Below are 11,416 nucleotides of genomic sequence, written 5' to 3' on the forward strand. Positions count from 1 at the left end.
CCCAGGTCTTCAGCTAGCTTAAGCGCCTCGTCTATACTCGAGGCGTGCACCCACGGCGGCTGTCTAATGCCGAGCCTATCCAACAGCTTAGAGAACTTGCTCCTATCCTCAGCGACGTCAATCGACTTGGAGCGCGTCCCCCCAATCCTCACCCCGGCCCGCTCCAGCGGGACGTACAGCCTCTGCCCTATCTGGCCGCCTGCGTACAGCACCACCGTCACCCCCCCGCCCTCCTTCTCCACTATGTCGAGTATGCGCTCGGCGGAGATCTCGTCGAAGTAGAGCTTGTCTACAATATCCCAATCGGTGGACACGGTCTCGGGGTTGTAGTTCAGGATGGCCACCCGGTGCCCCCTATTCCTAAGCTCGGTAGCCAGCATTACGGTGGACCAGTCGAACTCCACGCTTACGCCTATTCTAAACACGCCGGCGCCCACCACTAGGTAATCCACCTGCGGCGTCTCGTCGTCGTACTGGCCGCCGTATGTGAGGTATAGGTAGTTGGTGTCGGCTGGCCACTCCCCGGCCAGCGTGTCGATTTTCTTAACCACAGGCCTCCTCCTAGCCCTCCTCACCTCCTCCACAGACTTCCCCAAAGCCCCGGCGATCTGCTCATCCGAGAAGCCGAGCACTTTGGCCTCCTCCAAGTCGAGCGCCCCGGCCTCCAGCTGCTTATAGGCATCTACAATCCGCCAAATAGCCCTTAAGAAAAATCTGTCGACTTTGTTTACCCTGTAGATCTCTTCGATTGAGGCGCCGAGGTACATCGCCTTGGCGGCGCAGATGGGCCAGTACGGCCTGTACTCCTCTATGCACTTCAGCGACTCGCCAAGCGTGAGGTTGCGGAACATCCTCCCGCCCACCAGCCCGGGCTCCCCGATGTCTATCATCCTCACGGCCTTCTGCCACGCCTCCTCCAGCGTCCTACCCACCCCCATCGCCTCGCCTATGGACATCATCTCTGGGCCGAGCCCCTCTGTGATGCCGAACCGCTCGGCCTCCCACCTGGGGTGCTTCACCACGATGTAGTCAAGGGACGGCTCGAAGGACGCGACGGTGCGCCTCGTCACCTGGTTCAACACCTCGTCCAGGCGGTAGCCCAGGGCCAGCTTCGCCGCTATGTAGGCCAGGGGGTATCCAGAGGCCTTGGAGGCGAGGGCGCTCGAGCGCGACATACGTGGATTTGTCTCTATGGCGTACTGCTCAGGCCCCGCGTAGTTCACAGCCACCTGGACATTCCCCTCCCCCACCAGCTCAATAGCCCTGGCAACCCCTATGGAGATGTTGCGCGCCGTTTGGTACTCCTCGTCCGTGAGGGTTAGACACGGCGCGACCACAATGGAGTCTCCTGTGTGGATCCCCATGGGGTCGACGTTTTCCATACACACAACCGCCGCCACGTTGTTGTAGGAGTCCCTAACCACCTCGAACTCCACCTCCTTCCAGCCCTCGAGGTACTTCTCCACAAGGACCTCCCCAATCGCCGACTGCGCAAACGCCTTGTAGACCCTGGCCTTCAGCACCTCTTCGCTACGGGCCACGAAGGCCCCGGCGCCGCCCAAGTTGAAGCTGACCCTAACAACCACGGGGTACCCGAGCCTCTTGGCGATCTCAAGCGCCTCCTCCGGCGACTTCGCTGGGCTACTTGGAGGCACGGGTATCCCCGCCTCCTTCATAGCCTTCTGAAATAGATCTCTCGACAGGGCCCTCTTTATGCCGCGCACCGGCGTCCCCACTACCTTAACTCCGTATCTCCCCAACACCTCGGCCTCCTCTAACTCGACGCAGGCGGAGAGCGCAGTCTGGCCCCCGAAGCCGCAGGCGATGGCGTCCGGCCTCTCCTTTTCTATAACCTCCGTTAGAAGCTGCCTCTGTATGGGGATGAAGTACACCTTGTCGGCGAGGAGTTTAGACGTCTGAATCGTGGCTATGTTGGGGTTCACCAACACGGTCTCTATGCCCTCCTCCCTGAACGCCTTCAGCGCCTGTGAGCCGGAGTAGTCAAACTCCGCCGCCTCGGCGACTTTTATAGCCCCGGACCCTATTATTAGGATTTTCCTAACGTCCGGCATGGCGGTGCGCCAGCTTTAGAAACTTGTCGAAGACCCACCTCGTGTCGTGTGGCCCCGGCGAGGCCTCGGGGTGCCACTGGGTGGTTAACACCGGGAGGCGCTCGTGGTAGAGGCCCTCCACAGTGCCGTCGTCTGGCTGGACAGCCCACACCCTCAGCTCGGTGCCGCTTGGATCGACGGCGTAGCCGTGGTTGTGGGTGGTTATGTAGGTCCCGCCGGTGAATAACAAGTCGCGTACAGGCTTGTTGCTGGCTCTGTGGCCGAACTTCAGCTTGTATATCTTGGCGCCTAGGGCCATGGCAATCACCTGGTGGCCGAGGCAGATGCCCATCAGGGGCTTTCTATACTCTATATATTCTGCAATCTTCGTAGATAGGAAGTCCAGTAGCTTGGGGTTGCCGGGGCCGTTGCTGACAAACAACGCGTCGCAGTCGAAAGCCGCCTCGGGCCGGCGGCACGGCACAAGCCTCACCTTTGCACCCCTCTTCAAAAACTCTCTCACAATAGACCTCTTCACGCCGCAGTCTACAACGCCCACACAGAGCTTCCCGTCCCCCAGCTCCACAGGCTCTTTAACAGATACCTGATCTACGTACAGCACCTCGTCGTAGCGGGGCGATCTGCGCAACTTCTCCAGCAACACCCCAGGATCCTCGGGCCCCACCGCCCCCATCATCACACCATGCTCTCTAAGAATCTGCACCAGCGCTCTCGTGTCGACCCTCGCCACGCCGGGCACGCCGGAGGCGGCTAGCCACTCGTCTAGCGACATCACAGACTTGTAGTGACTCGGCAACGTTGCCTCGAACAAAACCACGCCCTCTACCTTCACCCCATCGGACTCCATCTGATCCTCCGAGACGCCGTAGTTACCTATCAAGGGCATTGTAAACGTAAGTATCTGCCCCTTGTAGCTCGGGTCGGTCAACGCCTGCGGATAGCCCACAACGGCGGTGGTGAAGACAACCTCCCCCACAGCTACCCTCTCCGCCCCAATTGGCCTCCCTACGAAAGTAGTGCCGTCTTCAAGGACGAGGTACGCCCTCCCATTCGCCCCTTTGACATCAATAGCCTAAACCGTCCACTATATAAACTTTATGCTTATCTACACACATCCCCATCTTCCACAAGCCTGTAGATCACGGTGCATATGTCTCTACATCTAACCTCAGCCCCCATCCTCCTAGCTATAGACAGCGCCTTGTAGTTCTCGGGGGAGACGTACGCCACGGCGTATTTAAACCCCATTTTCCTGAGCCTCGGCGCGTAGTCCACAGCCACGGCCCTCCCCAGCCCCCTGCCCTGGTGCGCGTCTGCTATCACAATTGCGACCTCAGCCCCCTCGCCACATGGAGTTACGTCTATCACACCCACGGCCTTGTTTCCATGGTAGATGAGAAAGGTCTTACAGCCCCGGCTCCACAAATACCTGTATATATACACAGGGTCTGCAATTGGGTGTAAAAATCTGTATATTACGCTATCTAGCGAAACTGCGCGGTAAAACTCTTGGATTTCTGGGTATACCCCGGTTATCTCGACATAGTCAATGTCCACGGAGTTTAAGGAAAACCTTTTAATATTCGACTCAAGCCAGTTGTTATGAAGGTAACGGTATCCATAATTAAAGCCGACGTAGGCGGCTTCCCAGGCCACGCCCACGTCCACCCAAAAATGCTTGAATACGCCGCGGCGAAGATGAGAGAGGCCCAGAAGAGAGGCCTCATAATCGACTACTTCGTCTACAACGTGGGGGACGACATATCTCTACTAATGACCCACACAAAAGGCGAAGACAACCCCGAGATCCACGGCCTCGCCTGGGAAACCTTCAAGGAAGTCACCGAGCAGATAGCCAAGAGGTACAAGCTGTACGGCGCGGGCCAGGACCTTTTGAAAGACGCCTTCTCCGGCAACGTAAGGGGCATGGGCCCCCAGGTTGCGGAGATGGAGTTCGAGGAGAGGCCCAGCGAGCCGTTGATCGTATTCGCCGCTGACAAGACCGAGCCAGGCGCCTTCAACCTCCCCCTGTACAAAATGTTCGCAGACCCCTTCAACACAGCCGGCCTCGTCATAGACCCCTCGATGCACGAGGGCTTCATATTCGAGGTGCTAGACGTAGTTGAGCACAAGGTATATCTGCTCAAGACGCCGGAGGAGGCCTACTCCCTCCTCGGCCTTATAGGAACCACCGGGAGATATATAATTAGGAAGGTCTTTAGAAAAGCCGACGGCGCCCCCGCCGCCGCCAACAGCGTCGAGAGGCTCTCCCTCATAGCTGGCCGCTACGTCGGCAAAGACGACCCGGTGATGATGGTTAGGGCGCAGTCTGGCCTGCCCGCCGTGGGGGAGGTGCTCGAGGCGTTCGCCCATCCACACCTCGTGCACGGCTGGATGCGCGGCAGCCACGCCGGGCCGTTGATGCCGGCGCGCTTCATCTCAGTCGATCCCGAGCGGAGGATTGCGATGGGGGCAAAGATGACGCGGTTTGACGGGCCGCCGAAGGTGGGCGCCCTCGGGTTCCAGCTCCACGAGGGGTATCTGGAGGGGGGTGTGGACCTCTTTGACGACCCAGCCTTTGACTACGTGAGGCAGGTCGCGGCGCAGGTGGCTGACTACATTAGGAGGATGGGGCCGTTCCAGCCCCACAGGCTACCGCCGGAGGAGATGGAGTACACCGCGTTGCCGAAGATACTATCCAAGATTAAGGCGTATCCCGCCGATCAGTATGAGAAAAACAGGTGGAGGTACGTGGAGGCTGTCGTAAAGGGGGTGAAGGTAGAGGAGTCGCAACACGACTAGGTTTCAATTATCGTCACTAACAAGCCGGCGGCTTTTTAGTTAGGTAACTCGCCGGGTGGCTACGCCTCGATCTGCGCTGTGGCTCCTTTTAAATTTCTCTTGTACAACGTATCCATAAATCTCAAAGCGCTTGAGGAGACTACTGAGAGAGCCGTGATGGAAAGGCACAGGAGGAGGCTGGAGACAATGAGGTGAGGACTGTGGCTGAGGCTTCGAAGGAATTGGCAGACCACGCTTAGACTGGTTTTACACAGCTGAGTAGGCGCGTGTCATGTCTAGGAGGGCTTGGGTTTTCTCACAGAGGCAGCGCCGTCTCGCTACCTATGGGAGAATCTTAGGGAGGAGGTTAATGCGCGGGTTGTGCCAGCTATGCGCCGCATATCAGCGTGGATAATCTCAGGTTGGCTTGTCCGTGGAGTGTGTAGCGACGTGATGGAGATGAAGACAAAGCTGGGGGATATCGTGGCTAAAGAGGAGGGGTGGTCCACAGCTCGTGCGGCAGCCCCTCAGTGGTAGCGCTGGCCGGTGTGAGAATAGGAGGCGACGTAGAGAAATACGCTGTGGGCGGGGGAGTGTTGGTGTTTAGGTTTTGCCGGGGGTTTTGGTGAATTGTTTTTATGTGGGGCTGTGGCTGTATTTTGGTGACGAGGCGCGTGAGGTCAGATTGGTGAAGAGCGTTGCTGGCTGAATGAGTAAAGTCTTTAAATCCTCTGTGTGGGTGTGCCGTGAGCCCCGTGGAGTTCTTGGGTTTGATAGGTCAGCTTTACGCTATTATGAATCCCATAGGGAAGCTTGCCATTGTAGGCCCTCTCGCTGTTGAAAAGCCGGAATACGTCCGGAAGATAACCATAGTCGTAGTTATCACAGTGTACATCCTGTCATCGATCTTCGCCTTAAGCGGAGGGGTCATCCTGGCCGCGTTTGGAGTCAGTATCGACAGCTTTAGGATAGCTGGTGGCATTGTGTTGATGGCTATTTCCATAATGACTTTGGTATCTGGCTCCTACGTGGGCCGTCTGGAGATTACTGAGGAGCAGGCGGTTGTCCCGCTGGCGACGCCTCTAATAGTGGGCCCGGGGACTATCACTGCCTTGATAATAATGTCGTCTATATACGGCCCGGCAACTGCGCTGGCGGTTTCCGTGGCCGCGTCGACGGCGGTTGCAGTGACGTTGTTGCTAGGCATCAGGGTTGTTAGGTACGTGGGGGCTACGCCCATGAGGCTCCTCGGCAGATTTATGTCCCTTATCATAGCCTCGATGGCAACGGAAATGATTCTGACAGGTGTTAAAAACCACGTAGCGAGATGGATGTCGTAGATGTAAATAGGGCACGTGGAGTCCTACCCCCGGCTCAGCGGGGCGGTGCTCTACATCTACGGGCCGTGTGCACTATATAGACTCCTAAACACATATTTCATAGCAGTGAGGCGGCTGTCCTCCGACTTATCTGATTTGGTGGAGGCGGTTAAGTACGGCCTCTCGCACGCCAGGAGCTCCTTGGCTTTAGCTACACGGTGGTTGAGGGGGATTCGGACGACGAGGTGAAGTTCTTGAGAGGGTTAGAGATGAGCCAATTAGGAAAGATTATTTACGTTAAATGCTGGAAAGCATATATATAAATACGTTATCTGTATAACCTAGGCTGTTTGGGGCAAGTTAATAAATTTTGAATATAGACAATGCAAAAAATATAAATATGCATAACATTTTTAGGATTAATGAAAATTAGTTTCTTAATAGGAGGCCCTCAGGGTAGAGGCGTTGAGACTGCGTCTTTTATGTTTATATACGGCGTCGGCTCCGCGGGGTATTATGTATACTCCAGGAGGGAGTTCTGGAGTAACATAGCCGGTGGGCGCCATAGCTATGTAGTTGGGACAATATCAGAGAAGTGGCCCGCCCCGGCGCCGGGAAACTCTGTAGAGCTGGCGCTGACTTTCGACGGCCACGCGGTGCTGGAGCACGTCTTTCACTTAAGGAGGGGGAGCTACTTGGTGTACAACACTGAGGAGGACTCCAAAACACCTGATAACTACGCGATGATGTCTAAGGCGCTGGCAGATAGATTGAAAAAATTCGCAAAGGAGAACGGCTTCGAGCCCACGGTAAAGGGGTATGTGGATTACCTAAGACGAAGCGGTGTCGAGGTTATCGGATTGCCCTATAACAAACACATTACCGAAATTGGGAAGAAGATAGGAGTCACGTCGCCGGTCATGTTGGCCAGATTTGTAAACACCTTCGTGGTGGCGCTAGGCGCGGCGTTGCTAGGTCTCAGCGACGAGTACGTGACTAGGGGTGTTGGCTTTGCCCTTGGGAGGAAGGCAGATGTAATTGAACAAAACAAGAAGGTAGCGGCAGAGGCCATGAAACTAGTGGATAGGAGAGTTGCCTTACTAAAGCCGAGGGAGCCAGGCGTCAAACGCGTGTTCTGGAATGGAAACGAGGCCTCTGGATATGGCAAAGCGGTGGGGGGGATTCGATTTATCGCCTATTACCCCATAACCCCCGCCACCGACGACGCCTTGACTTTTGAAAGACTAATACCATTCCCAGCGGCGAGAGATGCCGGCGAGTTCTCTAAATATGAGCGAGCTGGCGCTATGGCCTTTCAAGCTGAAGACGAGCTTGCGGCTGTGGCTATTGCGACTGGTGGCGCTATCGCTGGCGCCAGATCGGCCACTGTCACCTCTGGTCCGGGCTTTAGCCTAATGGCTGAGGCGCTCTCCATGGCGGGCATGATGGAGGTTGGGTTGGTAGTTACGGTGTGGATGAGGGCAGGGCCAAGCACTGGGCAGGCGACGAGGCAGGGGCAACAAGATCTATTATTTTCGCTATACATAGGCCACGGCGAGTATCCCAAAATAGTCTACGCCAGCGGCGATCTGGAGGAGGTTTTCCTAGACAGCATCCGCGTGGCTAACTGGGCCGAGAGATTTAGAGTACCAGTGATCCATCTCCTTGACAAAAACCTGTCTAACACATTCGCCGTGATGCCGCTACCAGATCCATCCAAGGTCAAGATAGCCACGGTGAAGCCGGTGGTGCATCCACAAACTAAGGAGGTGGAGGCCTATCCCCTAGATGAGGAGATACCGCCTAAGTTGTTGCCCGGCGTGTCAAACGCGATATTCCACCTAAACAGTCTAGAGCACGACCCCGAGGGCGACCCTGAGGAGGACCCGGTGGTGGTGACGAAGATGTTCGAGAGGAGGATGGCGAAGCTGAGGTTGATTGAGCAGGAGATACCCCCTGAGGAGAAATTAGTATACTACGGGCCCGAGAACGCTAAGCGAGTAATCGTGGGGTGGGGCTCCACGAAACCCGCCATACTGACGGCACTTGAGGAGCTACGTGACGTGGGGTTCCTATACATGAAGCTACTGTACCCATACCCCGCGGAGCTGGTACGGAGGTATCTACAAGGCAGAGAGACGCTATTTATCGAAAATAACTATTATGGCCAACTTTCGCTGATAACCCGCATGTACGCTGGAATAGAGCCGGGAGCTGTCGCCGTTAAGTTCAACGGGAGGCCCATAACCAGTGACGATGTTTTATACGCCATTAAAAAATTCGAGGAGGGCCAAAATATTATTAAAATAGAGACGGATTTATGACTATGCAACAAGTTGTTAAGAGGACGGCCGCCGATTATAGGTGGCTACGCGTGCCTGAGTGGTGCCCCGGGTGCGGACATTTCGGCGTCTTGCAGGCCCTCTACAACGCCTTCGCGGAGCTTAACCTCGATCCGGCCAACGTGGTGCTTGTCTCCGGCATTGGTTGCTCCTCGCGTCTTCCTCACTTCGTCCGCACCATTAGCGTACATGCAATACACGGAAGGGCTATACCCTACGCCCTGGGGATAAAGCTTGCAAATCCCTCCCTAGAGGTGGTGGTGGTGGGCGGAGACGGAGACTTGATGGCTATAGGCGGCAACCACCTACTCCACATGGGGAGGAGAAACGTCGACATGACTGTTATCCTGATGGACAACTCAGTATATGGACTTACGAGGGGGCAGGCAGGCCCCACCCTACCAGCTGGGGTTAAGGTAAAGGCTGTGCCCAAGGCAAATCCCCAGAGCGAGATTAACCCGCTCCTCCTGGCGCTCACGGCGGGGTTTACCTTCATCGCGAGGGGCTACTCGTACGACATAAAGTACACCACGCGGCTGATTGTAGAAGCAATTAGACACAAGGGTAGCGCCTTTGTGCAGATATACAGCCCCTGCGTAACCTACAACAATATAATGACGAGGGAGTGGTACGAAAAGAGAATATATAAAATAGAGGAGGCGGATCCGAGCTGGGATCCCGTCGTCCACGACGAGAAGGAGCTGGATGCCAAGATACGCAAGGCGCTTGATAAGATAGTAGAGCGCGAAAGGCTACCACTTGGCATATTCTACAAAAATGAGCTGATTCCAACCTTCGAGGAGCGGTATGAAAGCCTATACGACCCCAACTACAGGACCCTCCCGCCTGCTCTACAGCCAGTAGAGGTAGATGGCAAACCTATTATAGACTTCGAGAAGCTCATCGCCGATAGGATATTATAGGAACTTTTCGATAGTCAGCTCGGGGTAAAATCTACGGATATAGGTGAACCCGTTTATAATGGGGAAAAACGGGTATTTCCCCTCCTCGTCTAGCTCCGCCTCCCCCCTCTTCCACAGCTCTGACAGAATCTTGGCGTATAGATACCGCTTCTCCAGCGTCTTGACGGCTACGTCGACTTCTCTCGGCGCGTATTTCACAGCCACCTTTACATTAGCCATACGCGCCACGTCCGCCGCCGTTAAATCGCGGCGCACCACGGGGCATAGAGTAGACATCACAAACTTGACATCCATCCTAACCTCGCGCGCCGCGGGGTCCAGCTCGTAGCGGATAATCTTCGGGAGGTAGGGAAACGACCTGCAGGTCAGAGGTTTATAGAGGTCGTGCAACATACACCTCGTCCCGTCGAGAAAGGGACAGGCGCCATCCTCGTCGAGGTGCATTAAGTACGACAGAGCCACCCTGAGATTAGCCCTTAAGTCGGCCACCTTGTAGGCAGGCGTAAACACCACATATACCCCCAGATCCCTGGCATATTTCTGCAGGATGTACACCTCATGCGGCAACACAGTTACCGGACTGGCTCTGCAACACAAAGCACAACCCGGCTCGCACCTAAACGTCACAGTGGTGAATATACGCTATGAATTTATATACTCTCGCGCCGCGAATCTACCAGCCGGCGCTACATATCTCTAGGGTGAGTTTTTCGAAATTCGGCGTGGTGTATAGAACCACAGTAGAACAATTACATATAATTCAGCGCGTGGGTTCTGTTTGCCAGACTTTTACCTACATGTCTTCTTCTGTCTTAAAGGGCGCGCCAGCGTCTACTACGCAGAGGGCTGTTGGCCTAGTGGGGGCGCGGTCTGGGGAGTTGCGTGGCTACCTCGGCGGCCTCCGCCCACCGCCCTCCCCCACTATGGAGACCTCTGGCTAGTTGCGGAGTGCCGAGCGGGGTCTGTAGACTCCCTGACTTACTAGCCGGGGCGGCGGCTGACCCCCCTCTCCCTCCTCCTCTTGGGGTTCTGCGTCTAGAGTGTATGATCTGCGGAGGCGCCGGCTCGTGTATAGAGGCGATACACGGCGCGGCGGAGTGGGCCGTGGAGAGGGGCTTTGCGGAGGGCGCGGCGGAGCTGGCAAGCGGCTGGCTGGTGCCAACAAGCCAGCTCTAAAAACCGCAGTCTTGATGTACAAAGCCGTGGCGGAGGGAGAGGGGAAGCTAGGAGTCTGGGCGAAATCGGGGAGAGCCACTCCAGAAAGGCCTCTAGAGGCCGCGGCGCTGATGTCTTGTAGATCCCGCGCCCGGCTTATCTCAGCCGTTGTAAGCCCGGACGCGGCTAAAACACGCTAATTGACATATGCCGAAAAACCTACAGCGGAAAACGCATGTAGCGCCTAGCGACGCGGCCCCCGCGAGGCGTCTAGAGAGAGGCTGGAGAAGTGGCTAGGGGAGTGGCTCGCAAAGGCCCCGGGCCTAAAGGAACACCGGGTGTTCCACACACTGATAAACGCCTTTAGAGAGCTGGCGCAGAGCGAAGAGGACGCTGGAAAGCGTGAGGTTGCGAGGAGACGCGCCGTGGGTATGCTCCTCCACGCAGTGCTGGGCGACGGCTCGGCGTCTCAAAACAAGGTTGTACTGTACGTCGGCAAGGGCGATAAGATGTCGGCGGAGGACAAAGCGGCACTGTACTACGCACTGCTGAGGGAGCTGGGGTACCAGCCGAAGATGTACAAAGACAAGGGCACCGTCCGCATAAGTCTGTACGGCGAAGAGGCGAGGCGGTTTGCGAGGGAGGCTCTGCCGTACCTAGTGGGCCTCGAACGCATACTTGAGGAGGTGAAGAGCGACGAACAAATTTATTCAAAGGTGGCGAAGCTTACCAAGATGGCCAGGGCGGAGAGGGTCAAGGCGTGGATAAAAGACTTCACTACGGAGGGCAAGATGCTCAGGGCTAGGCTGGTTGTCGAGGCGGAC

General features: G+C 56.2%; 12 protein-coding genes and 1 pseudogene. 9 read left to right on the top strand and 4 right to left on the bottom strand.

Going from position 1 to position 11,416, the window contains the following annotated elements:
* The 3 genes from carB to ACP5J3_RS06640 all read right to left on the bottom strand — a co-directional run.
* A partial coding sequence (carB, locus tag ACP5J3_RS06630) for a carbamoyl-phosphate synthase large subunit (protein WP_428494954.1) occupies positions 1–2,072 on the bottom strand: 2,072 nt, incomplete at its 3' end.
* Positions 2,059–3,141, bottom strand: coding sequence for a glutamine-hydrolyzing carbamoyl-phosphate synthase small subunit (gene carA, locus ACP5J3_RS06635; protein WP_428494966.1), 1,083 nt, complete (start codon positions 3,139–3,141; stop codon positions 2,059–2,061). The genes carB and carA, both read right to left, overlap by 14 nt.
* Positions 3,142–3,173: 32 nt before the next feature.
* Positions 3,174–3,629: an N-acetyltransferase family protein gene (locus ACP5J3_RS06640; RefSeq protein WP_428494955.1), complete on the bottom strand. Its 456-nt coding sequence runs from the start codon at positions 3,627–3,629 to the stop codon at positions 3,174–3,176.
* A gap of 45 nt (positions 3,630–3,674) precedes the next feature.
* On the opposite strand from ACP5J3_RS06640, the gene fbp reads away from it, so the two are divergent.
* From fbp to ACP5J3_RS06670, 6 genes are all read left to right on the top strand, one after another.
* On the top strand, positions 3,675–4,874 hold the full coding sequence (fbp, locus tag ACP5J3_RS06645) for a fructose-1,6-bisphosphate aldolase/phosphatase (protein WP_428494956.1): 1,200 nt from the start codon (positions 3,675–3,677) through the stop codon (positions 4,872–4,874).
* A gap of 285 nt (positions 4,875–5,159) precedes the next feature.
* Positions 5,160–5,390, top strand: coding sequence for a hypothetical protein (locus tag ACP5J3_RS06650; RefSeq protein WP_428494957.1), 231 nt, complete (start codon positions 5,160–5,162; stop codon positions 5,388–5,390).
* Between the two features lie 209 nt (positions 5,391–5,599).
* Positions 5,600–6,193: a MarC family protein gene (locus ACP5J3_RS06655; RefSeq protein ID WP_428494958.1), complete on the top strand. Its 594-nt coding sequence runs from the start codon at positions 5,600–5,602 to the stop codon at positions 6,191–6,193.
* 15 nt (positions 6,194–6,208) lie between these two features.
* A complete protein-coding gene (locus tag ACP5J3_RS06660; protein ID WP_428494959.1) occupies positions 6,209–6,421 on the top strand; it encodes a hypothetical protein in 213 nt (70 codons plus the stop codon).
* A gap of 173 nt (positions 6,422–6,594) precedes the next feature.
* A complete protein-coding gene (locus ACP5J3_RS06665; RefSeq protein WP_428494960.1) occupies positions 6,595–8,496 on the top strand; it encodes a 2-oxoacid:acceptor oxidoreductase family protein in 1,902 nt (633 codons plus the stop codon).
* Positions 8,493–9,437: a 2-oxoacid:ferredoxin oxidoreductase subunit beta gene (locus ACP5J3_RS06670; protein WP_428494961.1), complete on the top strand. Its 945-nt coding sequence runs from the start codon at positions 8,493–8,495 to the stop codon at positions 9,435–9,437. The genes ACP5J3_RS06665 and ACP5J3_RS06670 overlap by 4 nt, the downstream gene beginning before the upstream one ends.
* Here the strand turns inward: ACP5J3_RS06670 and ACP5J3_RS06675 are convergent.
* The gene (locus ACP5J3_RS06675) at positions 9,432–10,064 is read right to left on the bottom strand and encodes a YkgJ family cysteine cluster protein (RefSeq protein ID WP_428494962.1); all 633 of its coding nucleotides are present in this window, start codon (positions 10,062–10,064) and stop codon (positions 9,432–9,434) included. The two genes, ACP5J3_RS06670 and ACP5J3_RS06675, sit on opposite strands and share 6 nt — an antisense overlap.
* Before the next feature lie 170 nt (positions 10,065–10,234).
* Between ACP5J3_RS06675 and ACP5J3_RS06680 the strand changes: the two genes are divergently transcribed.
* From ACP5J3_RS06680 to ACP5J3_RS06690, 3 genes and pseudogenes are all read left to right on the top strand, one after another.
* A complete protein-coding gene (locus ACP5J3_RS06680; protein WP_428494963.1) occupies positions 10,235–10,378 on the top strand; it encodes a hypothetical protein in 144 nt (47 codons plus the stop codon).
* A 7-nt stretch (positions 10,379–10,385) separates the two neighbouring features.
* A complete protein-coding gene (locus ACP5J3_RS06685) occupies positions 10,386–10,613 on the top strand; it encodes a hypothetical protein (protein WP_428494964.1) in 228 nt (75 codons plus the stop codon).
* Positions 10,614–10,930: 317 nt separating this feature from the next.
* A pseudogene (locus ACP5J3_RS06690) lies at positions 10,931–11,416 on the top strand (PaRep2b protein); the annotation flags it as partial.

The sequence above is a fragment of the Pyrobaculum sp. genome, from assembly GCF_049971835.1.
Taxonomy (GTDB): domain Archaea; phylum Thermoproteota; class Thermoprotei; order Thermoproteales; family Thermoproteaceae; genus Pyrobaculum.